The 23,974-nt window shown below is 56.5% G+C and carries 23 protein-coding genes and 1 other RNA gene; 12 read left to right on the plus strand and 12 right to left on the minus strand.

Translation table 11 applies throughout. The features are described 5' to 3' along the window. Positions 1–72 precede the first annotated feature (72 nt). Together CMN55_RS17110 and dapD are read left to right on the plus strand one after the other, a co-directional pair. On the plus strand, positions 73–765 hold the full coding sequence (locus CMN55_RS17110; RefSeq protein WP_366932003.1) for a pyrimidine 5'-nucleotidase: 693 nt from the start codon (positions 73–75) through the stop codon (positions 763–765). A gap of 85 nt (positions 766–850) precedes the next feature. After that, positions 851–1,696 carry a 2,3,4,5-tetrahydropyridine-2,6-dicarboxylate N-succinyltransferase gene (gene dapD, locus CMN55_RS06935; RefSeq protein WP_293948831.1) on the plus strand — a complete coding sequence of 282 codons (846 nt, stop codon included), beginning with the start codon at positions 851–853 and terminating at the stop codon, positions 1,694–1,696. Between the two features lie 51 nt (positions 1,697–1,747). Here the strand turns inward: dapD and CMN55_RS06940 are convergent, their stop codons facing one another. After that, on the minus strand, positions 1,748–2,629 hold the full coding sequence (locus CMN55_RS06940) for a DMT family transporter (protein ID WP_293948833.1): 882 nt from the start codon (positions 2,627–2,629) through the stop codon (positions 1,748–1,750). A 131-nt stretch (positions 2,630–2,760) separates the two neighbouring features. Between CMN55_RS06940 and dapE the strand changes: the two genes are divergently transcribed. Together dapE and CMN55_RS06950 are read left to right on the plus strand one after the other, a co-directional pair. After that, positions 2,761–3,939 carry a succinyl-diaminopimelate desuccinylase gene (gene dapE, locus CMN55_RS06945; RefSeq protein WP_293948835.1) on the plus strand — a complete coding sequence of 393 codons (1,179 nt, stop codon included), beginning with the start codon at positions 2,761–2,763 and terminating at the stop codon, positions 3,937–3,939. Beyond that, complete coding sequence (locus tag CMN55_RS06950; protein ID WP_293948837.1) at positions 3,939–4,520, plus strand: hypothetical protein; 582 nt, start codon at positions 3,939–3,941, stop codon at positions 4,518–4,520. The genes dapE and CMN55_RS06950 overlap by 1 nt, the downstream gene beginning before the upstream one ends. Here CMN55_RS06950 and truA read toward each other — a convergent pair. From truA to def, 3 genes are read right to left on the minus strand one after another with little or no spacing between them, the layout of a single operon-like run. Beyond that, positions 4,517–5,257, minus strand: a complete 741-nt coding sequence (gene truA / locus CMN55_RS06955) for a tRNA pseudouridine(38-40) synthase TruA (protein WP_293948839.1) — start codon at positions 5,255–5,257, stop codon at positions 4,517–4,519. The genes CMN55_RS06950 and truA overlap by 4 nt on opposite strands. Then, positions 5,257–6,171: a methionyl-tRNA formyltransferase gene (gene fmt, locus CMN55_RS06960; protein WP_366932004.1), complete on the minus strand. Its 915-nt coding sequence runs from the start codon at positions 6,169–6,171 to the stop codon at positions 5,257–5,259. Before fmt ends, truA begins: the two co-directional genes overlap by 1 nt. An 18-nt stretch (positions 6,172–6,189) precedes the next feature. Next, a complete protein-coding gene (gene def / locus CMN55_RS06965) occupies positions 6,190–6,711 on the minus strand; it encodes a peptide deformylase (protein ID WP_293948841.1) in 522 nt (173 codons plus the stop codon). Positions 6,712–6,819: 108 nt separating this feature from the next. On the opposite strand from def, the gene CMN55_RS06970 reads away from it, so the two are divergent. Further along, positions 6,820–7,977 (plus strand): DNA recombination protein RmuC, encoded by a 1,158-nt coding sequence (locus CMN55_RS06970; RefSeq protein WP_293948842.1) that lies wholly within the window; start codon positions 6,820–6,822, stop codon positions 7,975–7,977. On the opposite strand, the gene recR is transcribed toward CMN55_RS06970, so the two are convergent. The 4 genes from recR to ffs all read right to left on the minus strand — a co-directional run bounded on the left by recR (position 7,974) and on the right by ffs (position 10,970). Further along, complete coding sequence (gene recR, locus CMN55_RS06975; RefSeq protein WP_293948844.1) at positions 7,974–8,570, minus strand: recombination mediator RecR; 597 nt, start codon at positions 8,568–8,570, stop codon at positions 7,974–7,976. The genes CMN55_RS06970 and recR overlap by 4 nt on opposite strands. A 25-nt stretch (positions 8,571–8,595) precedes the next feature. Continuing rightward, positions 8,596–8,919: a YbaB/EbfC family nucleoid-associated protein gene (locus CMN55_RS06980; protein ID WP_293948846.1), complete on the minus strand. Its 324-nt coding sequence runs from the start codon at positions 8,917–8,919 to the stop codon at positions 8,596–8,598. Continuing rightward, positions 8,916–10,790 carry a DNA polymerase III subunit gamma/tau gene (locus CMN55_RS06985; RefSeq protein WP_293948848.1) on the minus strand — a complete coding sequence of 625 codons (1,875 nt, stop codon included), beginning with the start codon at positions 10,788–10,790 and terminating at the stop codon, positions 8,916–8,918. The genes CMN55_RS06980 and CMN55_RS06985 overlap by 4 nt, the downstream gene beginning before the upstream one ends. Positions 10,791–10,874: 84 nt before the next feature. Next, positions 10,875–10,970, minus strand: an RNA gene (gene ffs, locus CMN55_RS06990) — signal recognition particle sRNA small type. 145 nt (positions 10,971–11,115) lie between these two features. Between ffs and nudC the strand changes: the two genes are divergently transcribed. Further along, entirely contained in the window at positions 11,116–12,048 is a 933-nt protein-coding gene (gene nudC, locus CMN55_RS06995) for an NAD(+) diphosphatase (RefSeq protein WP_293948850.1), read from the plus strand. Here the strand turns inward: nudC and CMN55_RS07000 are convergent. The 4 genes from CMN55_RS07000 to CMN55_RS07015 form a co-directional block, all read right to left on the minus strand. Beyond that, the gene (locus tag CMN55_RS07000) at positions 12,045–12,902 is read right to left on the minus strand and encodes a DMT family transporter (protein WP_293948852.1); all 858 of its coding nucleotides are present in this window, start codon (positions 12,900–12,902) and stop codon (positions 12,045–12,047) included. The genes nudC and CMN55_RS07000 overlap by 4 nt on opposite strands. A gap of 219 nt (positions 12,903–13,121) precedes the next feature. Further along, positions 13,122–13,700 carry a queuosine precursor transporter gene (locus tag CMN55_RS07005; RefSeq protein WP_293948854.1) on the minus strand — a complete coding sequence of 193 codons (579 nt, stop codon included), beginning with the start codon at positions 13,698–13,700 and terminating at the stop codon, positions 13,122–13,124. Positions 13,701–13,783: 83 nt separating this feature from the next. Next, positions 13,784–14,644, minus strand: a complete 861-nt coding sequence (locus CMN55_RS07010; RefSeq protein ID WP_293948856.1) for a prephenate dehydratase — start codon at positions 14,642–14,644, stop codon at positions 13,784–13,786. An 18-nt stretch (positions 14,645–14,662) separates the two neighbouring features. Next, positions 14,663–15,409 (minus strand): 3-deoxy-manno-octulosonate cytidylyltransferase, encoded by a 747-nt coding sequence (locus tag CMN55_RS07015; protein WP_293948858.1) that lies wholly within the window; start codon positions 15,407–15,409, stop codon positions 14,663–14,665. Between the two features lie 145 nt (positions 15,410–15,554). Here CMN55_RS07015 and CMN55_RS07020 point away from each other — a divergent pair, with 145 nt between their 5' ends. From CMN55_RS07020 to CMN55_RS07045, 6 genes are all read left to right on the plus strand, one after another. Next, positions 15,555–16,205 carry a c-type cytochrome gene (locus CMN55_RS07020; RefSeq protein ID WP_293948859.1) on the plus strand — a complete coding sequence of 217 codons (651 nt, stop codon included), beginning with the start codon at positions 15,555–15,557 and terminating at the stop codon, positions 16,203–16,205. A gap of 248 nt (positions 16,206–16,453) precedes the next feature. Then, entirely contained in the window at positions 16,454–18,304 is a 1,851-nt protein-coding gene (locus tag CMN55_RS07025) for an extracellular solute-binding protein (protein WP_293948861.1), read from the plus strand. A gap of 24 nt (positions 18,305–18,328) precedes the next feature. Continuing rightward, positions 18,329–20,179: an extracellular solute-binding protein gene (locus CMN55_RS07030; RefSeq protein ID WP_293948863.1), complete on the plus strand. Its 1,851-nt coding sequence runs from the start codon at positions 18,329–18,331 to the stop codon at positions 20,177–20,179. Between the two features lie 29 nt (positions 20,180–20,208). Further along, complete coding sequence (locus tag CMN55_RS07035) at positions 20,209–21,309, plus strand: microcin C ABC transporter permease YejB (RefSeq protein ID WP_293948865.1); 1,101 nt, start codon at positions 20,209–20,211, stop codon at positions 21,307–21,309. Positions 21,310–21,311: 2 nt separating this feature from the next. After that, positions 21,312–22,337: an ABC transporter permease gene (locus CMN55_RS07040; protein ID WP_293948867.1), complete on the plus strand. Its 1,026-nt coding sequence runs from the start codon at positions 21,312–21,314 to the stop codon at positions 22,335–22,337. After that, complete coding sequence (locus CMN55_RS07045) at positions 22,337–23,959, plus strand: ABC transporter ATP-binding protein (RefSeq protein WP_293948869.1); 1,623 nt, start codon at positions 22,337–22,339, stop codon at positions 23,957–23,959. The genes CMN55_RS07040 and CMN55_RS07045 overlap by 1 nt, the downstream gene beginning before the upstream one ends. The last annotated feature ends 15 nt before the right edge of the window (positions 23,960–23,974 follow it).

Genomic DNA, 23,974 nt, shown 5'->3' on the forward strand with positions numbered 1-23,974 from the left:
TAATAGATTCTGACAGGATTTTNTCGTTTTCAGCTTGCCGCAGACGCCTCATGGCGGCACAGTCNGGNCATGATGACATCACCCCGCTGGCAGGATTTNGAAAATATCGATAGCTGGATCTTCGATCTGGACAACACCCTCTATCCCTCCGCGACCAATCTGTTCGCCAGNATCGACANGAAGATGGGCGANTTTATNTCGACATTGCTCCAGATTGATCTGCTTGANGCAAAGAAGCTCCAGAAAAGCTATTTTCATGAACATGGCACGACCCTGCGGGGCCTGATGCAGGTTCACAGGATCAACCCGACNGACTTTCTTGAATATGTNCATGATATTGATGTNTCCGACCTNGCCGCCGCACCGGAACTTGGCGCNGCGCTNGAAANGCTGCCGGGCAANCGGATCATCTTNACCAATGGTTCNCTGTTTCATGCCAAGAATGTCTCNACCCAGCTCGGCATNGACCNTCATTTCCANCATATCTTTGATATTGCNGCGGCGGACTATCTTCCAAANCCTCACAAGCCGGTTTATGAAAAGCTGGTCAAAGAATTNGATATCAANCCNGANCGGGCGGTCCTGTTTGAGGATATGGCGGTCAANCTTGCTCCGGCGCATGACATGGGAATGAAGACAGTGTGGATTCCCAATGATCGTTATTGGTCCGCCGATGGCGGCGTTGACGCCCATATTCACTACNNGACTGACGATCTGGGNGACTGGCTGACNCGNCTGCTTGATGANCGNAACANCGGCACATGAAAATTTAGCCGTCCCGCAGATTGACATCCTGCGATAGCCGGGTATCTTCTCGCGAACGCAAATTGACCAGATATCAGGGANAACCATGACAGTAGCGCAGTTGCAGCCGGTCGTTGANACCGCCTGGGAAAACCGGGACCAGATNTCCATNTCGACAAANGGCGAGGTTCGTGACGCCGTTGACGCCACGCTTGAGGCGCTCGACAANGGNTCCCTCCGNGTTGCNGAAAANGGCAAGGATGGCTGGNNNGTCAANCANTGGGCCAANAANGCNGTCCTGCTNTCNTTCCGNCTNAATGANATGGAACTCGTNCCGGGCGGACCGGGCAGCAATGCGAGCTGGTGGGACAAGGTGCCCAGCAAGTTTGANGGCTGGGGCGAGAACCGCTTTCGCGAAGCAGGCTTTCGCGCNGTGCCGAACTGCGTNGTNCGCAANAGCGCCTATATCGCCCCCAATGTNGTCCTGATGCCGAGNTTCGTCAATCTCGGCGCCTATGTGGACAGCGGCACCATGGTCGATACCTGGGTGACTGTCGGTTCCTGCGCGCAGATCGGCAAGAATGTGCATCTTTCCGGCGGCGTCGGCATCGGCGGCGTTCTGGAACCCCTGCAGGCCGATCCGGTCATCATCGAGGATAACTGTTTCATCGGCGCCCGCTCCGAAGTGGTGGAAGGCGTGATTGTCGAGGAAGGCTCCGTCCTGTCCATGGGGGTTTTCATCAGCGCCTCCACCAAGATCATCAACCGTGAAACCGGCGACGTCCATATCGGCCGCGTCCCCGCCTATTCGGTGGTGGTGCCGGGCTCCCTCCCCGGCAAGCCCCTCCCAGATGGAACGCCGGGGCCCAGCCTTTACTGCGCCGTCATCGTCAAGACCGTGGATGCGCAGACACGCTCCAAAACATCCATCAATGAATTGCTGCGCGATTGATCGCCGATCTGTGTGAAGCGTGAAAACGGCGGGGTCCTTCCCCGCCGTTTTTTATGCGCGCTTGCGGTTTTCGCGATAGATCATGTAAAGGCCGCTTCCGGCAATGATGACAACGCCAAGCCAGACATGCAGGCCCGGAAAATCACCGAAGATGAGATAGCCAAGCATCACCGCCCAGAAGATTCCGGTATATTCGAAGGGCGTGATCACCCCGACTTCCCCCAGCGCAAATGACTTCACCAGACAGATATTCCCGGCGAGCGACAGCAGGGCCATTAGCGCGACCAGCGCAACATCCTGAAGCGGTATAGGATGCCAGAAAAAGACGGCCAGACAGGCCGTGGCAATCAATACTCCCAGATTGCTGTAAAAGATGATTGTAAATGTTGTCTCTGTCTTGCTCAGCACCCGTCCGGTCAGCATGACACCGCTATAGCAAAGGCTGGCGCCGATGACCATCAGCGCATCCATCTTGAGCACGCCGCTGGTCGGTTGCATGACGATCAGCACCCCGATAAATCCCAGCATGATCGCACTCCAGCGATGAATGCCCACCTTCTCGCCGAACAGGGGCACGGAAAGTGCCGTCATGACAAAGGGTGAGATAAAAAAGATCACCGTCGCGTCCGCAAGCGGCAACTCCTTCAACGACAGGAAGAAAAGCAACGGGGCGAGGACGCCGAAAACAACCCGGATGCCATGCGTTCCGATTTGTCGCGTACGCAGAATACCCGGCCCGCCACGCATCATCATCCACACGATCAGCAGCGGTATCAGGACCGCGCCGCGAATTGCCAGCATCTGTGGGACGGAATAATCCGCCTGCACCAGAAACTTGGCAACCGCATCCATGGAACTCATAAAGAATATCCCGGCGATCATGAACATGATCCCGCGAATATTCCCGGCACTGAACGAAGGGGCGAACGGCATGTGATTTCTTTCTAATCAAACCAGCGAGTATTATCCCGCCTTTCGCCAAAGGGCAATCATGAAGACAAATATGCGCGCGCACCCACCTTTCCCCATTGACCGCACAGCCCGGCGGGCGGTAAAGGTCATCTATGGACAAGAATACAGAAATTTCCGATGTCGTCGCCCTGACGCAGGCCCTGATGCGCTGCGCAAGTGTCACCCCGGCTGACGCAGGTGCCCTTGATGTGTTGCAGGCCGCTCTCGAAGAAATCGGTTTTACCTGCCATCGCCTGACCTTTTCCGAAGCGGGAACGGCGGATGTGGAAAATCTCTATGCCCGGTTCGGCACATCCGCTCCCAATTTCTGTTTCGCAGGGCATACGGATGTGGTCCCGGCCGGAGATAAGGACGCCTGGAGCGTCGATCCCTTTAACGGTACGATCCGGGACGGCATGATTTTGGGCCGCGGCGCTGCGGACATGAAAGCCGCCGTTGCCGCATTTGCCGTTGCGGCAAAGCGTTTTGTCACGGAAATCCGCGGAAATTTTAACGGCTCCATCAGTCTGCTGATTACCGGCGATGAGGAAGGCCCGGCCATTAACGGCACCCGTAAGGTGCTGGACTGGATGTCTGAAAAGGGTGAAGTGATCGATCATTGTATCGTCGGCGAGCCGACCAATCCGTCCGAACTGGGCGAGATGGTCAAAATCGGCCGCCGTGGCTCTTTCACCGGATATCTGACAGTTACCGGGACGGAAGGGCATGTCGCCTATCCGCACCTGGCGGACAACCCCGTTCCCCATCTTGCGGCCATGGTGACGGCGCTTGATTCTTATGTCCTTGATGAAGGGACCGAGCATTTCCAGCCAAGCAATCTGGAATTCACCACCATTGATGTCGGCAATGCGGCCACCAATGTGATCCCCAGAACCGCACAGGCAACATTCAACATCCGTTTCAATACCGAACATACTCTCGACAGTCTGGAAGACACTGTGCGCGATATCCTCGATAAAGTCGCAATCGAAAGAAACTGCCATTATTCACTGGACTGCCGGAAAAACTCCGCACCCTTCCTGACGCCGGAAGGAGAATTCAGCGCCCTGATTTCGACGGCAATTGAAAAGCGCCTTGGCATCAAGCCAGTCCTGTCAACCACGGGCGGGACATCGGACGCCCGTTTCATAAAAGACTTCTGCCCCGTGGCCGAATTCGGGCTGATCAGCCAGACCATGCATAAGATTGACGAACGGGCGAGCCTTGCCGATATTGAGGCGCTGGCGGATATCTATACAGATATCCTGAAAAGCTATTTCCAGAAACGCTGATGATCAGCCTTCAGGAAATCCGATCATCCCTCACTGGCGCGTTTCTTCTGGCAAAGCGCGCGCCGGATGCCCTTTCCGCCTTTAATCTTTCAACGGACGGGTTTTATCGCTCCTTTTACGCCATGCTGCTCGCGGCTCCGGTTTTCGCTGTTGAAAATGCGTTCGATTACCGGACATTTGATACCGCAACCCCCTTCGTTCCCTTCATATTGCTGTTGTGCCTTGCGCTTTGGGTGAGTTGGGGGACCTATCTTTTCGTCATGGGGCTACTGACGCGCTTCATGGGGCTCGGGGCACACTATGGCACATTAGCCATTGTCTATAACTGGGTCCAGTTCGGGCTGATCCTGATCTGGCTGCCGGTTACGGTTATTGCCGCCGGTATCCTGCCGCCGGGATTTGGCAGCCTGCTCAACCTCATCTTTATCATCGCGACATATGCTTATCTCTGGTACATCCTGAAGGTCACGCTGAACACCACCGGGCTGATTGCCGCCGGATTTGCCTTTCTTGAATTTCTCGTGGTTGTTCTGGTCCAGTCACTCTTTGCCGGCTGGCTGTTTACCGAACCGCTGCTCTAGCTGTAATCCACCTGTGTGAGATAGAGCCCGTAAGGCGGCGCGTTGGGCCCCGCCCGCTGCCGATCCCGCGCCTCCAATGCCGCCTGAAGATCACCCGCCGTCCACTGCCCTGTGCCGACCAGCGACAGGCTGCCGACCATGGCCCGCACCTGATTATGCAGAAAGGATTGCGCAGAAGTTCGCACTTCTATCAACTCCCCCGCCCGGGAAACCTCAAGTTTGTCGAGAGTACGTAAAGGCGAATTCGCCTGACAGGCGGCGGCCCGGAAGGTTGTAAAATCATGCTGCCCAACCAGTACGGACGCCGCCCGCGCCATGGCCGCGGTATCCAGATCCCGTTTCACATGCCAGGCGAGTCCGGCATCTACAGTCAGCGGAGCCCGGCGATTGATGATGCGATAAAGATAATGCCGGCGGGTCGCGGAAAAGCGGGCGCTGAAATCCTCATCCACCTCCACACAATCAAGAATGGCGACGGGCGCCGGTTTCAGATGAAAATTAAGGGCATTCATCACTACCTCCGGCTTGCGGTATGAGGCAAGGGCGAAATTCGCCACCTGCCCCAATGCATGCACGCCTGCATCGGTGCGCCCGGCGCCCTGAATGCGCACTTCTTCCCCGCAGAAGGCAAAGATTGCCTCTTCGATATGCTGCTGGACGGAGGGTCCATTTTTCTGCCGCTGCCAGCCGACAAGAGCGCGGCCATCATATTCAATGGTGACACGGTAAAAGGGCATCAGGCCAGCCTGTCCCCTTTGCGGACGGGACGGCCGTTCAAAAAGGCGGCGGCGCTCATCGGCGCTTTCCCGGCAGGCTGCAAAGTAATCAGGCGGAGGGCCCCCGCCCCGCAGGCGATGGTGAGTTGATCATCCAGCGCTTCACCGGGTTGCCCGCGCCCTTCAACCGGTTTGGCGGCCAGCAGCTTGATCCGCTGCCCCTGATATTCAAAGAAAGCCCCAGGGGCCGGGTTAAGACCACGAATATGCCGATCCAGCTCAATCGCGCTGCGCGGCCAGTCGATGGCCGCCTCTGCCTTGGTGATTTTCTCCGCATAGGTGACGCCCCGGTCTGACTGCGGCACCGCTTTTAAATCCGGATCACCCAGCCGTTCCAATGTCGAGAGGAGGAGCGGCACGGCCGCCGCCGCCAGTTCGTCATGCAAACTGCCCGCCGTTGTCTCCTCCGTTATGGGCAGGCGGGTTTCTGCCAGCACGGGCCCGGTGTCCAGCCCTGCCTCCATCTGCATGACGGCAATGCCGGTCTCAACATCTCCCGCCATGATCGCCCGCTGGATCGGAGCCGCCCCCCGCCAGCGTGGCAGAAGCGACGCATGCAGATTGAGGCAACCATATTCCGGCGCGTCCAACACCGCTTGCGGCAGGATCAGGCCATAGGCAACCACAATCGCCGCATCGAGGCCGAGATCCGCAAATTCCTGCTGAACATCGACGGGTTTAAGCGACAAGGGGGTGCGAACGGGAATACCCGCCTCCTCCGCCAGCTTGTGAACGGCAGACGGCATCAGCTTCTTGCCCCGGCCCGCCGGGCGCGGCGGCTGGGAATAGACACAGATTACCTCATGCTGAGAGTCTATCAAGGCTTTCAGGATATGAGCCGAAAAGGCCGGCGTCCCCATAAAGGCAAGTCGCAATCCGGCCATGACGCCCCCTCAGCTTGCCAGCTTTTTCTGCTTGAGCAGCTTTCGGAGGATCATGTTGCGTTTCAATGCTGAGAGATGATCAAGAAACAATATACCATCGAGATGGTCCATCTCATGCTGAACACAGGTTGCCAGCAGGCCATCGGCGCGAAGGGTTTGCATATTCCCGTCCACATCCAGATAGCTTACCTCCACCTCGGCCGGGCGGACCACATCGGCATAATGTTCGGGAACGGACAGGCAGCCCTCCTCATAGGTCACATCATGATCGGACACCCAGGTGATTTCCGGGTTGATCAGGGCCAGCGGCTGCGGCGCCTCATCCTCACGTCCCTTGCCGACGACATCCATGACCAGCAGGCGCTTCGGCACGCCCACCTGAATGGCGGCGAGGCCGATGCCCGGCGCGGCATACATGGTCTCGAACATATCCTCGACCAGTTTGCGGATCTCCGCATCCACCGTTGCAACCGGTTTCGAGATGGTTTTCAGCAACGGGTCAGGCGCTGTATATATAGGCAAAAGGGCCATGGCATTCCATTGGTGATAAGGTTACGGTGTACATTTGGCGTACAAATGAGTAGGTATTATGCCTATTTGCATTCGTCAAGGCCAATGGTCCCCGGGGAGGAGCCGGTTTTGCAAGAGTTTATCCAGAAAATTCAGCCCGAAATGGCCTTGGCTGTTGTTATCGGGCTGCTCTTTATCGTTATTCTGGTTCTGATCTTCCGAATGTCGAAAGCGCAGACGCTTGCGGAAAGGGCCTCGGCAAACAGTGAAACCCTCAACCGACTCGCTGAAAACCTTCTCAGCCGTCAGGCGCAGCTTGAAGGCCAACTCCGACAGGTTTCCAATGACACGGCCACCAGCCGGGCGGAGATCAACCGGACTTTGAGCGAACGGCTGGATTCAGTTTCCAAACGGCTGGGAGACAGCCTGAACCAGTCTGCCGAGAAAACCGGGCAGAGCCTTTCCGAATTGCAGGCTCGCCTCGCCGTGATCGACAAGGCACAAAACAACCTGACCGAACTGTCCACACAGGTGGTCGGATTGCAGGATATTCTCGCCAACAAGCAGGCCCGCGGGGCGTTCGGGGAAATCCAGCTCTATGATCTGGTCAAATCGGCGCTGCCCCCCTCGGCTTACGAGTTTCAGGTGACACTGCCCAATAACAAACGGGCGGACTGCCTGATCAAACTGCCGAACCCGCCGGGACCCATCGTCGTTGATGCGAAATTCCCGCTGGAGAGCTTTCATATGATGCGACAGGCGGAAAGCGAGGCTGAAAAAACACAGGCCGCCCGCGCCTTCAGTACGGCCATGATGAAGCATATCGCGGATATCAGCGAGAAATATATTCTGGAGGGAGAGACGGCGGAATCCGCACTTCTGTTTCTCCCCTCCGAAGCGGTTTATGCGGAGCTGCATGCCGGATTTCCGGCGATCCTTGAAAAATCCTATAAATCGCGGGTCTGGATTGTTTCTCCGACAACCTTGATGGCGACGCTCAATACCGTCCGCGCGGTCCTGAAAGACAGCCAGATGCGCGCGCAGGCAGGCGTCATCCAGAAGGAAATCAGCATCCTGTTGAAAGACATCGAACGGCTGGATGCGCGCGTTGGCAACCTGTCAAAACATTTCGTTCAGGCGGGAAATGATATCGAGCAGATTAAGGTTTCGAGCCGCAAAGTCAGCAGCCGCGCCGAGAGGATAGAAGAATTACAGCTTGGCGATGTGGAAGGTGATCTTCTCTCCGCTCCACCGGAAGCCCCGCGTCAGATGGAACGGGAGTCCTAACTCATGGAGCGGCGTGATTTCAGCGCCGCCGACAGCGTACCGTCATCAAGATAGTCAAGCTCCCCGCCGACGGGCACCCCATGGGCAAGACGGGTAATCTGCACATTTAAATCGGCGAGCCGGTCCGACAGATAATGCGCGGTTGTCTGCCCCTCCACGGTTGCATTCAGCGCAAGGATAACCTCCGATATCCCGCCTTCCTTCACACGATGGACCAGGGATTCAATATTCAGTTCCTCTGGCCCGATCCCGTCAAGCGCCGACAATGTGCCCCCCAGCACATGATAACATCCTTTGAATGCGGCGGAACGTTCCAGCGCCCAGAGGTCCGACACATCCTCGACAATGCAGAGCAACCCCCTCTCCCGCTCCTCATTCCGGCAAATGCCGCATGGGTCTGTCACGTCAAGATTGCCGCAGGTCTGGCAGATTCTCACCTTGTCGGCCGCCGCCTGCATCGCCGTTGCCAGCGGCGTCAGAAGGGTTTCCCGGCGGCTGATCAGATGCAGGGTTGCCCGCCGGGCCGAGCGGGGGCCAAGCCCCGGCAGACGGGAGAGAAGCTGGATCAGCAGATCAATTTCGGACTGGCTCATTGAAGGGCTATAACGTTCTGACGTTTCAGAAAGGCATCTGCATTCCGGGGGGAAGCTGCAATCCGCCGGTCATTTCCTTCATTTTTTCGGCTGTGTAGGAATCCACCTTGCTGCGCGCATCGGCATGGGCGGCGACAATCAGGTCTTCCATCACTTCCTTGTCTTCCGGATCGACCAGCGACGTATCTACCTTCAATTTGCGCATTTCGCCCTTGCAGTTCAGTGTGACCTTGACCATTCCGGCACCAGAGACCCCCGTCACTTCATGACTTTCCAGTTCGGCCTGCATTTCGGCCATCTTGGCCTGCATTTCTTTGGCTTGCTTCATCAGGTTGCCAAGGTTTTTCATTCGAAAATATCTCCGTCATCAATGTCATCTTCACCGGATATGTCATCGGGAAGCATACTGTCAAGAGAAGGGCCAAGATGCCGGACCTCCCGGATCATGGCTGCCGGAAAATGCGACTTGATATTCCGCACGACCGGATGGGCCTCCAGCGCTGCAATTTCAGCCGCCCTGTCACTCTGGCGTTTTTCCGCAACCGTTTCCGCCCCTTCGGCATGGGCGGTCATGCGAACATCCCAGAGTTCCCCGGTAATCTCTCTGAGGCGCCGGCCAAGCCGACTGGCAAGGTCCGGCTGGGCTCCCGGCGCCGGGCTGAATTCAATCACGCCCTGCTCAAAGGAAACAGGCCGGGCAAAATTCAGAACCTCGGCTTTCAGCTTGATATCCTGCCGGTCGATCAGCAAATTGACCACATCCTCCATGGACTGCAGCGGCGCTTTGACGGCTTCCGGCTCGCTTTCGGCAACCTCGGTCTTCGACTCTCTATCAGCCTCCGCCTCTCGCCGGATGTCCGGCTGAGGATCGTTATTGGCGACAAGTGACAGATGTGCCCGCGCCTCTCTGCCCGACTCGGGCGCGGCCTCTGCCCGTGACAGGGCCACAGCAGTAGCGCGGGATGCCGTTGCGCCATAACCCGCCGTGCTGCCGCGAGCCCCGGAAGGCGTGCCGCCATTGACGGTCGGTTGAGCGGACGCCGATGCCGCCGGATTATCGGCAAGCTGACGCGCCATGTCGCCGGGCGTCGGCAGGTCGCTGACATAGGCCATGCGGACAAGCAGCATTTCCGCCGCGGCAAGCGGCATAGGTGCATGGCTGACTTCCTCCAGCCCCTTCAGAAGCATCTGCCAGCTGCGGGCGAGCACGGGCATGGAGAGTTTCGCGGCCAGTTCCTCTCCGCGCCTGACCTCTCCCCCCGCCAAGGCGATATTGGTCGCGGCTTCGGGCGTGACTTTCATCGAGGTCAGCCAATGCGTCAGTTCCAGCAGGTCCTGAATAATGACAATCGGATCGGCGCCGCTGTCATACTGCCCGCGCAATACCGCCAGCGCTTCCTTGATATTGCCTTCCATCAGGAGCGTGAAAAGATCAAGGATGCGGGTCCGGTCGGCAAGCCCGAGCATGTCGCGCACCTGAAGAGCCGTTACCGCACCATCCCCATGGGCAATAGCCTGATCGAGAAGGGACAGTCCGTCCCGCACTGAGCCGCCTGCCGCGCGGGCGATAAGCGCCAGCGCATCAGGCTCAACCTGTGCCTGTTCTTTCTCGGCGATTGTCGAGAAATAAGCAGCAAGTGTCTCCCCATCGACGCGCTTGAGATCAAACCGCTGGCAGCGGGAGAGAACGGTCACCGGAATCTTGCGGATTTCCGTTGTTGCGAAGATGAACTTCACATGCTCCGGCGGTTCTTCCAGTGTTTTCAAAAGGGCATTGAACGCATTGCGCGAGAGCATATGCACTTCGTCAATGATATATATCTTGAAACGCGCGCTGGTCGGAAGATAGCGCACCCCGTCTATCAGTTCCCGGATATCATCAACGCCTGTGCGGCTCGCCGCGTCCATCTCCAGCACATCCTGATGCCGGTCTTCGGATATCGCGATGCAATTGGCGCAAACACCGCAGGGAGACACCGTCGGGCCGCCATCCCCATCAGGACCGATACAGTTCAGACCGCGGGCAATAATGCGCGCCGTCGTTGTCTTGCCGATCCCCCGCGTTCCCGTCAGGATAAAGGCATGGGCCAGCCGCCCCGTTTCCAGCGCATTGGAAAGGGTTCGCACCATTGCCTCATGGCCGATCAGCTCATCGAAATTTTTAGGGCGGTACTTCCGGGCAAGAACCCGGTAGGGAGTATTGGCTTGATCCATCGACATGGCCGGATCATAGCAGAAAACTTTTATCCAGCGCCAGCCAAAGCGGCGCTAATTTCAGCGTTAAGCTCATATTTTGGGAAATAGGAAGAAGACTGGCAACAACCCGCACCGAAACTCGTTACGGCTGCTTCCTTCCGGATCTGACCGGGTTGGCGAGAGGCACGCCCATCGCCAGCCTTCCATCGCCTATATCATGCAGTTAGGCGAGAGAAGCAAGCCCTTTTCGTGATTTTTTTCATCCCGCGCCGCCCGCCTCGCAATTTTTTAACGGCTGGGCAATGTCTTGGAGATTGCGGGGCGCAAAAGTTTATGACAATCTGCATTCATGAATAAGCCGATTGTCTTTGGCGGTGGAAATCTCGACCGCGCGTCACATGTCCGGAACGATCCGGACTGGATAGAACAAAAAATAAAAGATCCGAATAGCCGGTTTCTTCCGTTGCATCAGTTGAAAGCTCTTATCAACCTTCGGGGGATGGCGGCGATTGACTGGCGTCCGGAGGCGGACGTCCGCGAATTTATAGAGAATCGCGCGGAAATGGTTTTCCTTGGCATCGATGACGGCGACACCTGTCATTTCGCCATTGATGTCTCGGCAATGGAAAACCCGCGGCAGCCCCCCAACCCGGAATGGGGAAAGTTCATTGATGTGCGCTCAGTCGCGCCGCAGCTAAGCCCTGGGGAAGCGGGCGCGCTGGCCCAGGCCAGATCCATGATCGACTGGCATAACCGGCATGGCTTTTGCGCCGTATGCGGCGCCTCCACCCGGTCGCAGGAAGCGGGCTATTCACGCATTTGCCAGGATCCCGACTGCAAGGCATCGCATTTCCCCCGCACGGATCCGGTCGCCATCATGATGGTCACCCGCGGCGATAAATGCCTGATGGGCCGGGGAGCGAACTTCCCGCCCGGCTTTTTTTCCTGCCTTGCCGGTTTTATCGAGCCCGGAGAGACCATCGAACAGGCCGTTGCCCGCGAAGTTTTCGAAGAATCCGGCATTCGGGTTAAAAATGTCCGTTATCACCAGAGTCAGCCCTGGCCCTTCCCCTCCTCCCTCATGATCGGCTGTTTCGCCGAGGCAATGAATGAGGATATCGTGATTGACCGGACAGAACTCGCCGATGCCGATTGGTTCAGCAAGGACGATGTCAGGATGATGATGCAGCAAAGCGGCAAGCCGAGCGGCCTTCGCATGGGCGGCCCCATAGCCCTTGCCCATCAGCTTGCAAAATCCTGGGTGGAAGACGCCGCGGACTAACCAGTCGCGAGCAGCACCATACCCATCAGGATAAGCCCCGCCCAGATCATCCTGTCGCGGAATCGCCCCTCTTTCAGGATCAAGGTGCCCAGCATAACGGTAAGCAGCACGCTGATCTCGCGCGCGGGCGCCGCATAAACCAGCGGTGTCAGCGTTACTGCAATCAGAAACAGGATATAGGCCAGCGAATTCAGAAGGGCGATCACTATCACGGATCCTTTATGATCCCGCCAGAGCCCGGTGACGCGGGTCTTGTGCAGGGCGGCATAGGGAGCCAGCGCAACACTGCGCACAATGGCGGAGGCATAATCGACAATTACTGGTGAAATCATCAGGGCCGTGACCGCATAGGCATCCCATGCCGTATAGCTGCCGATCAGAACGCCCGTCGCCAGCCCGAACAGAAGCGATGCCCTGAGGTTCGTCGCGCCCCCCCTGAAACCGCCGGTTAGAAAAAACACACCGATGATGATGGCCAAGCCTCCCATCAGAATCTGCGTGGTCATATGCTCGCCCAGGATCAGAACGGCGAATGTTATGGACAACAGCGGACCGGATGCGCGCGCCGTTGGATAGACAACCGACAGATCCCCATGTCTGTATCCCTGCTGCAACAGCAGGAAATAGGCGAGATGGAGAAATCCGCTGCCCCCAAGAAACAGGAACTCAATCCAGCCAAATTCCGGGCGCTCAATAACTATAACCGCGAGCACCAGCGGCAGATAAAGAAAGGACGTAACGAAGGAAAAGAGCCAGACCAGCTCCGGCCCGCCATTCAGTTTTTTAATCAGGAAGTTCCAGGTCGCATGGCAACCGGCGGCAGCAAGAATCAGAAAGATAGCGGCAAAATCCATAGAGACACCTCAATCGACAAGGTTAAAGGCGCGCAAAAGCACACCCCTCTATCCCCCCTAGCCTTTTATTCTTTAAGGTGTCTGCCGCTCTCGGCTTTACATGACGCTCGGTCCGAACCCGCAGGCGGTGGAACCCTAGTCACACATAGATAGGTTCTTTTCTGATAGCATAAGACCGCGTCAGGGGAAAGACTGTTTCCTCCCGCCGCGTCCGATGTCCTAACGGGCCAGCGGCGCGAGCGTTAGCGGATCGGTAATGCGGATAAGACCGCGGAACGGCAGGATCAGAACCACCACCATGACCAGCTTGGTGGCATAATCTCCCATTGCCCAAGTCTGCCACGGCAGGCCCGTTCCGGCGAAGGCAAGCGAGAAGAAGATGACCGTATCCACAAATGATGCAATGACGGAGGAGATCACCGGCGCCTTCCACCAGCTTTGTCGGCGCAACCGATCAAAAATCGTCACATCAAGAAGCTGGGCAACCAGAAAAGCCGAACCGGAGGCAATGGCAATTCGGGAGTCAGCAATCAGCAGGGACATAATAACTGCGGCAATAAAGCCAACCACAACCACATAACGGGCGACCCGTACGCCCAGAGTGCGGTTGGTGATGTCCGTAACAAGAAAGGCAACCGGATAGGACAGCGCGCCCCAGGTCAGCCAGTCGTTGATGGGCATCTCGACCAGAATGTTTGACGCCGTTACCACAATCGCCATGGCGACGACCGCCGCCAGCAGAAACAGCTTCTGGGCGCCACTGAGGGAGGCCACTGCCTCAAGATAGTTTTTCAGCATTGCTTTCCCTTCCAATTCCGGCAATCCGCCCATCTGGAAATGCAAGCGCTTATATTCAATCCTATCGACTTGATCAAGACTAATCAGGCACCATACTGCCGCCGATAGGGGTTCATTGGATAAACACCGAGTATTTTGAGCTTGGCGGAAAAGAACTGGAGTTCCTCAATCGCACGGGCTACCCGGGCTTCCTCCGGATGCCCTTCGATATCAATATAGAATTGCGCGGCTTCAAAGCTCGCGTCCGTGATATAGCTTTCCAGCTTTGTCACGTTGATGCCGTTGGTGGCAAAACCGCCAAGCGCCTTGTAAAGGGCCGCGGGCTGGCTGCGGACCTGAAAAATGAAGCTGGTCATACAGCTTCCCGCTCTGGGGTCCGGGTCCTGACGCTGCCCCGACATGATGACAAAGCGCGTCGTATTGCCGATGCGATCCTCCACCCGGTCCCGCAGGACCTGCAATCCATAGATTTCTCCCGCCAGGCTGGAAGCGATGGAGGCCTGTGTCTTGTCCCCGAGTTCGGCAATCATCTTCGCCGATCCCGCGGTGTCCGCATGGATCATCGGCTCCAGCTTCAGATCATGGATCAGTCCCCGGCATTGCGACAGTGCCTGTTCATGGCTGTGTACATATTTGACATCGGTAAGCGTCGCCCCCGGAACACCAAGCAGCTGATGCTTCACGGGCTGAAAATGCTCGCCAATGATATAAAGCCCGGATTCCGGCAGAAGATGGTGAATGTCAGCGACCCGCCCGCCCAGGGAATTCTCGATCGGGATCATGGCAAGCGCCGCGTCCCCGTCGCGCACCATCGCCAGGGTATCCGCAAAAGTATCACAGGCAATCGCCTCCATCTCCGGATAAACCGTGGCGCAGGACAGGTGACCATATGCCCCGGGAACCCCCTGAAAGGCAATGCGATTGTCGGGATCAATATCTGACATCTTCAACTTCTCAAATTCTTAGGAAACAAACATGCGGCGGACACGCGCCAGATCTTCGGGAGTATCAACGCCAAGCGGCACCGTGTCAACGACGGCCGCGTCAATTCTCATCCCCGCTTCAAGCGCACGAAGCTGCTCAAGCCGCTCCCGCTGTTCAAGCGGCGCAGGCGGCAGGGACACAAACTTCGCGAGCGCCGCGCGGCGATAGGCATACAGTCCGATATGGTGATAATGCGCGCCCGCCCCGCCGGGCGCTTTCAACCGGCTGAACCACAGGGCCCGGCCAATCCCCTGCCCTTCTGTCAGCGACACCACGGCCTTGACGGCGTTTTCATCGGCAAGCTCATCCGGATCGGTAATCTCGGCGACGAGCGTGGCAATATCGACTGCGACATTTTGTAGCGGCTGGAACACGGCGGAAATAGCGGTGGGATCAAGTGCGGGAAGATCGCCCTGAAGATTGACGATGGCATCAAACGCCCCGTCGGGATCAAAAATCTCCGCCGCCTCAAACACGCGGTCGGAACCGGAGGGATGATCCGGCCGCGTCAGGATCGCCGTTCCCCCCGCCGCCGCCACGATATCGGCGATTTCCTTTTCAGCACAAGCGACTATGGCCGGTCCGATATTCGCTTCCTCGGCCCGGCGGAGCACCTGAACAATCATCGGCAGGCCGCCAATCTCAGCCAGCGGCTTTCCCGGCAGTCGGCTCGACGCCATGCGGGCAGGAATGACAATCAGCGGTTTTTGCGGTGCATATCCCATGATTTTGATCCAAAAGACGAATTTTAACAATAAAATGAGTATATACGTCTTGCGCCCCGCAGGAGAAAGCAGTTAATTTCCGCTCGCAATTTTTTATCGTCGCTGGTAAGAGGTACCGCAAGGATATAAAAAGCTGAGGGCAGCAATGAATAGTTTCGAATTAAACAAAATTATTGGCGCCGTTCTGGCGGGCGTTCTGATTTTGCTGGTTGTCAATGAGGTCGCCAAGCTCGCGGTCCATCCGACATATCCAGAGTCTCCCGCTTATGCGATTGATACGAGCGCAATCACCTCCACGGACGTTGCCTCCGACGAGGAAGAGGATACGGGCCCGTCCCTCGCCGTCCTGCTGGCCTCTGCCGATGCTGAAAGCGGAAAGCAATCATTCAAAAAATGCGCCACCTGCCATACGGCTGAAGAAGGCGGCGCCAACAAGATTGGTCCCAATCTCTATGGCGTTCTGGATCGCGTGAAGGGCGCGGTTGATGGCTTCAGCTATTCCAACGCGCTTCATGAAAAAGGCGGCGAATGGACATATGAAAATCTCAACCATTTCCTGACCAAGCCGAGCGATTATATCAAAGGCACCAAAATGGCGTTTCCCGGCATCAAAAAACCGGAAGAGCGCGCCGACCTGATTCTCTATCTCCGCAGCCTTGGCAAGAGCGATACTCCCCTGCCTGTTGTCGAGGAAGAAAAGCCCGCTGAAGCAAGCGAAGGCGCTGAAACTAACACAGAAGGTGCGACGGAAGCCCCAGCAGCAACGGAAGAAAAACCGGCGGGCGACGCAAACTGATATTCTGGCCGGTGACAAGACGCGCACCCGAGCCCACAATCAATACCCACCGGATGGTAAAACATCCGGTGTTTTTTTTGCGTAAGATCACACGCTCAGACCTGCCTATTTTTTTGGCCAATCATTAAACTGGACCAAGACAAATGTAGAGCTAGCCGCCAGTTCACGGCTTTTTTTCTTGATGTCCCCTGGCAAACCGCCCATCTTGATCATTAAGGTTCAACAAGGGGTATCCAGTGAGGACATTTATGGGTTTTCTGAAAACAGCCGCAACTGCAATTCTGCTGCTGGGCCTCTCATTTCCCGCCACTGCCGAGGATGTCAAAACCATCAAAAGTCATGGGCTGTCCCTGGCAGGACCTCTAAAGTACGGCCCTGATTACACACATCTTGAATATGCCAATCCTGACGCCCCAAAGGGGGGAAGTGTCCGACTGTCTGCTGAAGGGGGATTTGATAATCTCAACCCCTATATCGCCAGAGGTCAATCTGCCAGCGGCATCGGGCTTACATTTGAAACCCTGATGAGCCAGTCCTATGACGACCCCAGCGCGGAATATGGCCTCGTCGCCGAAAGCGTGGAAGTTGCCGAGGATCTATCTTTCGCGATTTTCAATCTTCGTCCCGAGGCCCGCTTCCATGATGGAACGCCAATAACGCCGGAAGACCTGATTTTCAGCCTTGATGCGGTCAAGGAAATGGGCGCACCGCTTTTCCGATATTACTATGCGAATGTGCAATCGGCCGAGAAAATTGGCGACCATCGCATCAAATTTATATTCTCCGGCCCGCCAAACCGGGAATTGCCGCAAATCGTCGGACAGCTTCTGCCGGTCCTTTCCAAAAAACATTTTGAGTCGCGTAAATTTGACGAAACGACCCTGACACCGATATTGGGGTCCGGCCCCTACCGCGTAAAGGATTTTGAGGCCAACCGCTATATCACCTATGAACGCGTTCCCGATTACTGGGGGACCGATGTGCCCATCAACAAGGGGCGCTATAATTTCGATACGATCCGCTATGATTACTATCGTGATTCATCCGTCCGCCTCGAAGCTTTCGCCGCCGGGGAGTATGATTACCGTTCGGAAAATAGCGCCAAGAACTGGGCCACCGGATATAATTTCCCGGCCGTCCGGGAGGGGCTTGTTGTCCTTGAAGAAATTCCGAATGAACGGTCTGCCGGAATGCAGGGGTATGCCTTCAATCTCCGGCGGGAAAAATTTCAGGATCCCGCCCTTCGTGAAGCCTTGGGATATGCCTATGATTTTGAATGGCTGAACAAGAACATCATGTTCGATCAATACAGCCGGACGAACAGTTACTTTGAAAATTCCGTTATGGCCGCCGAAGGAAAGCCTTCCGAGGAAGAGCTTGCCATACTGGAACCCTATCGCGACCAGTTGCCACCGCGTGTTTTCGGGCCCGCCTATAAGGCGCCTGTAACGGATGGTTCTGGTCGGGATCGCGAACCCCTGCAAACCGCCAAGAAAATCCTCGAAGACGCCGGATGGCATGTAAAGAATGGAAAGTTGATTAACCCGCACAGCGGGCAGCCGCTCACGATTGAGTTTCTCATGTATGATCCCAACGGGCTGCGCAGCACCGGCCCGTTCATCAAAAACCTGAAAAAACTTGGTATTGATGCCTCAGCCCGCGTTGTCGACAGTTCACAATATGCGGAACGGCTGCGCAGTTATGACTTCGATATAACGACCGTGGTTCTGGCGCAATCCATCAGTCCCGGCAATGAGCAGCGGGAATTCTGGGGCAGTGCCGCGGGGAAACGGCCTGAGAGCCGCAATGTCATGGGCATCAACAGCCCCGTCATCGACGCCCTGATTGAAAATCTGATCGCCGCCCCGACCTATGAGAAGCTGATCCCTGCCGTTCGCGCGCTCGACCGGGTGCTGAGCTGGAATTTCTATGTCATTCCCCAGTTCCACGCCGCCTATGACCGTATCGCCTACTGGAACAAATTTGGCCATACGGATGTCAATCCATCTCAGGGGCCGGATATCCTGAGCTGGTGGGTCGATCCGGAGAAAGAAGCAAGGTTGCGTGAAGGGCTGAAAAAGCTGGAAGAAAAAGAATAGCCTGATTGCCGACGGAGAGGTGAGATGAAAAGAGCCCTGCCATCGCTGATCGCAGTCTTCCTGCTTATGACGACAGGCGTCAGCGCCGAACCGCAAACAAGTCATGGTTTTTCCGCATTCGGAGCGTTGAAATACGGCCCTGATTTCACCCATTTCGACTATGTAAATCCGAAGGCGCCAAAAGGCGGAACCATCAAGCTGCGTGATCTGGACAGCTTCGATACCGTCAACCCCTTCCTGCTGAAGGGCAATCCGGGCGTGATCAACGGCGACCGGGGCGGCGAGCTCTATTTCAATTTCACATCGCTGATGACCCCCTCTTTCGATGAACCGGACGCCGTTTATGGCCTGCTTGCAAAAAGCATTACCCTGGATGACGCTGGCAATTGGGCGGAATTTACCCTGCGGCCCGATGCGCGTTTTCATGATGGCAGCCCGATCACAGCAGAAGATGTCGCCTTCACCTTCAATACTCTGAAAGAAAAGGGACATCCGCGATATGCCAATAATTTCCGGGATGTAATTGCCGCGCATGTTCTCGCGCCGGACAGTATCCGCTTCGATTTTCGTGCTGATGCCCTCACCCGCGATCTACCGGCACAGGTCGGCACCATGCCTATTCTCTCGAAAGCTTCCTTCGAGACACGGGAGTTTGCCGTAACCAGCATGGAACCGCTGCTGGGATCGGGCCCCTATCGGCTCGTCCGGGTAAGCCCCGGCCGCACACTCGTCTATGAGCGGGTGAAAAACCATTGGGCGGAAGATTTGCCCGTCAATAAGGGGCGTTTCAATTTCGATGTCATTCAGGTGGATTACTACCGGGACAGGACCATCGCGCTTGAGGCGTTTTTCGCCGGCGAATATGATTTTCGCGAAGAATTCACCGCCCGCTCCTGGGCGACGGAATATGACGACAAGCCCGCCGTTAAAAGCGGATTTATCAAGCGGGACATATTGCCGGATGCCAGCCTGACTGGATTGCAGGCCTTCTTTCTCAATTCTCGCCGCGCGCCTTTCGATAATGCTGCGGCGCGGGAAGCCTTCGGCCTGCTGTTCGACTACGAATGGACGAACCAGAATCTTTTTCATGGCCTTTACAACCGCCTTGGTTCGGCTTTTGAAAATTCACGGCTGAAAGCGACCGGACTCCCTTCCCCGGCTGAGCTGGCATTGTTGAGCCCGTATCGGAATATTCTGCCTGAGGCTATCTTTACGAAAGAGTTCTCCCCGCCGAAGACAGACGGCTCAGGCAACATGCGCACCCCGATCAGCCGGGCGCTGGAGCTTTTCCGTGCGGCTGGCTGGACGATTGAGGGCAACCGCCTTATCGATGCACGCGGACAGCAGATGACCGTCGAATTTCTGCTCTATGAACAGACCATAACCCGCATTATCAACCCGTTCATCGCCAATCTGAAACGGGCGGGCATAAACGCCAGCGTGCGGATCATAGACGTCGCCAGTTGGCAAAATCGCGTCCGCGACTTCGATTTCGATATCGTCATCCGGCGCTTCCCGCAGCCGGAGATTCCCGGCGTCGAACAGCGCAACTGGTGGGGCTCGGCCTCGGCGGATGTTATGGGCGGCCTGAATATTGCGGGCGTCAAAAGCCCGGCGGTCGACGCCCTTATTGAAAAGATAATCGAGGCGAAAACAGAAGATGACCTTGTAACCGCCGCCCGCGCGCTCGACCGGGTGCTGATGTGGAATTACTATTTCATCCCGCAATGGTATAAGAACACGCATTTCATTGCCTATTGGGATAAATTTGGCCGACCTGACACAGAGAAACCGGGTTTTGACCGTGCGGTTCTGCAAAGCTGGTGGTATGATCCGGCAAAAGCCGAGGAGCTGACGGCCCGGCAGGGGAAATAGTTCAACATCTCGGACGGGGGAAGTAGTCGTTGTTTGCCTATATATTGAGACGCATCCTGCTCATGATACCGACGCTGTTCGGCATCATGGTTCTCAATTTTGTGGTTATCCAGTTCGCCCCCGGCGGGCCGATTGAACAGATCATCGCCGAAATTCAGGGAACCGCCGTCGGCGCAACGGCTCGCATCGGCGGCAGCGGCAGCGGCGATATGGCAGGCGGCGGCGCTTCCTCGGTTGGCGGTGAAAGCTCTTATCGCGGCGCGCAAGGGCTCGACCCTGAATTTATCAAAAAGCTTGAAGTCCAGTTCGGATTTGACAAACCGGCCCATGAACGCTTCTTCCTGATGATGAAGAATTACCTGATGTTCGATTTCGGCAGCAGCTATTTCCGCGATGAAACCGTCGTCAATCTGGTGATCGAAAAGCTACCCGTCTCCATCTCCATCGGGCTATGGACGACGCTGCTGGTCTATCTGATTTCCATCCCGCTCGGTATCGCCAAGGCGGTGCGGGACGGATCGAAATTCGACATCTGGACCAGCAGTCTTGTCATCATCGGCAATGCGATCCCGAGTTTTCTGTTCGCCGTCGCGTTGATCGTTCTTTTTGCGGGCGGTTCCTATTTCAACTGGTTTCCGCTTCGCGGCCTCACCTCCGATAACTGGGAACAGCTCAGCCTGATTGGCAAAATCGGTGATTATTTCTGGCATCTTGCCCTGCCGATCACGGCCCTTGTCATTGGCGGTTTTGCCGCCCTTACCCAGCTGACCAAGAACTCCTTTCTCGACCAGATCAGCCAGCAGTATGTCCTGACCGCCCGCGCCAAGGGCTTAAGCGAACGGCGCGTGCTGTATGGCCATGTCTTCCGCAACGCCATGCTGATCGTCATTGCCGGTTTCCCGAGCGCCTTTATCGGTATCCTGTTTACCGGCTCCCTGCTGATCGAGGTCATCTTCAGCCTCGACGGGCTTGGCCTGCTGGGATTTGAAGCCGCCATTAACCGCGACTATCCGGTTATTTTCGCCACCGTTTATGTCTTTGCGTTGCTCGGGCTGATCATGAATCTGGTCGGGGATCTGACCTACACACTGGTCGATCCGCGCATCGATTTTGAAGCGCGGGAGGTATAAACATGGCCCTTTCCGCCATCAATCGACGCAGGCTTAATAACTTCAAGGCCAACCGGCGCGGCTACTGGTCGATGATCTTTTTCGTGACCCTGTTCATCATTTCGCTGTTCGCAGAGCTGATCGCCAATGACAAACCCCTCGTCGTTTCCTTTGATGATCAGCTTTATTTCCCGTTCCTCATCGCCTATCCCGAGACGGCCTTCGGCGGCGATTTCGAGACCGAGGCGGATTATCGCGACCCGTTTGTTGCCGATCTGATTAACGAGAAGGGCTGGCAGGTCTGGCCGTTGATCCGTTACAGCTATACCACGATCAATTACAACCTGACGTCCCCCGCCCCCTCCCCGCCGGATGCGGAAAACTGGCTCGGCACCGATGATCAGGGGCGAGATGTGCTTGCCCGCGTTATCTATGGCTATCGTATTTCCGTTGCTTTCGGTCTGATTCTGACGATCCTGAGCTCGATCATCGGCGTTGCCGCCGGCGCGGTGCAGGGGTATTTCGGCGGCTGGGTGGATTTGATCTTCCAGCGCTTGCTGGAGATTTGGGGCGGCATGCCAAGCCTGTATATCCTGATCATCCTTGCCGCCCTGATCGAACCGAGTTTCCTGATCCTGCTCTTCCTGCTGCTGCTGTTCAGCTGGCCCAGCCTTGTCGGCGTTGTGCGGGCGGAATTCCTGCGGTCCCGCAATTTCGATTATGTCCGGGCGGCACGCGCGCTTGGCGTGCGCGATAGCGTCATCATGTTCAAGCATCTGCTGCCGAACTCCATGGTCTCCGCCCTGACATTTCTCCCCTTTATTCTGACCGGGTCGATTGTCAGCCTGACCTCGCTTGATTTTCTGGGGCTCGGCCTGCCGCCCGGTTCTCCGTCGCTTGGCGAGTTGCTGGCGCAGGGCAAGGCCAATCTGCAGGCGCCCTGGCTTGGCATTACCGCCTTCCTGACCCTGTCCATCATGCTGACGCTGGCCTTCTTCATGCAGGAAGGGATCCGCGACGCCTTCGATCCAAGAAAGACTTTTCAGTAATGGCGCTTGTCGAAGTCAATGACCTCTGGGTGACCTTCAAATCGGACGGAAAGGACGTTCCGGCCGTTAAAGGCGCCTCCTTCAATATCGAAAAGGGAGAAACCCTCGCGCTCGTCGGCGAAAGCGGCTCGGGCAAGTCCGTGACAGCGCTCAGCATTCTGCAACTGCTGCCCTACCCGCTTGCACGCCACCCGGAAGGTTCTATCAAAATTGATGGCACGGAGGTTGTTGGCCGCCCACAGAAGGAAATGCGGAAATTCCGCGGCAACAGCGTCTCCATGATCTTTCAGGAGCCGATGACCTCTCTCAATCCGCTGCATACAATCGAGAAACAGATCAATGAGACACTTCTTGTCCACAAGGGGATGAGCAAAAAGGCTGCGAGTGCGCGGGTGCGGGAACTGCTGGAACTGGTCGGGCTGGACGCCATTGACGAACGGCTGAATGCCTATCCACATCAGCTTTCCGGCGGGCAACGGCAGCGGGTCATGATCGCCATGGCGCTCGCCAATGAACCGGAGTTGCTGATCGCGGACGAGCCGACAACCGCTCTCGACGTGACCATTCAGGCGCAAATTCTGGAACTTCTGGCGGACTTGCAAAAGCGTCTCGGCATGGCGATCCTGCTGATCACCCATGATCTTGGCATCGTCCGTAAAATGGCGAAGAATGTCTGCGTGATGACGGACGGGGAGATCGTCGAAGCCAATACGGCCGAGGAGATATTCCTCCGCCCCCGCCATGAATATACCCGTATGCTGCTCGATGCGGAGCCGAAGGGGCTCCCCATTCGCAAGAATGCAGCCGTTCCCGACATCACGTCTTGCCGAAATCTGAAGGTTTATTTCCCGATAAAAAAAGGGCTGCTCCGGCGCACTGTCGATCATGTCCGGGCCGTCGATGACATTACGCTCCACGTTAAACAGGGGCATACGGTCGGCATTGTCGGAGAAAGCGGCTCGGGGAAGTCCACGCTGGGTTTTGCGCTGCTGCGCCTGATCTCCTCCGAGGGGGAGATTATGTTTGATGGCAAGGCGATCCAAGACAAACGCTGGTCGGAACTCCGATCGCTTCGCAGCCAGATGCAGATTGTCTTTCAGGACCCCTATTCCAGCCTCAGCCCGCGCCTTTCGGTCGGTCAGATCATTGAAGAGGGGTTGATCGTCCATGAGGGGCGGGGCAGCCGTCTGGAACGGCGGGACAGAATTTCCGATGTCCTGAAGGAAGTCGGCATTCCGCCGGAAGCGCAGGATCGCTACCCGCATGAGTTTTCCGGCGGACAGCGGCAGCGCATCGCCATTGCCCGCGCCCTGATCCTGAAGCCGAAATTCATCGTGCTGGACGAGCCGACCTCGGCCCTCGACATGTCGGTTCAGGCGCAAATCGTCAATCTTCTCCGTGACTTGCAGAACCGCCATAATCTGACCTATCTTTTTATAAGTCATGACCTCAAGGTTGTGCGCGCCATGGCCGACAGTGTTATTGTCATGCAGCGTGGGAAGATTGTCGAACAAGGCCCGGCCACGGAAATCTTTGACAATCCGGCCACAGACTATACAAAAGCCCTGATGAAGGCGGCATTCGATCTGGAAGCCGCCACCCCCGGCGTTGTAAGCAGCTAAACTATCGCCAATTGA

Origin of the sequence: Sneathiella sp., assembly GCF_002694385.1 — a bacterium.
Lineage (GTDB): Bacteria > Pseudomonadota > Alphaproteobacteria > Sneathiellales > Sneathiellaceae > Sneathiella.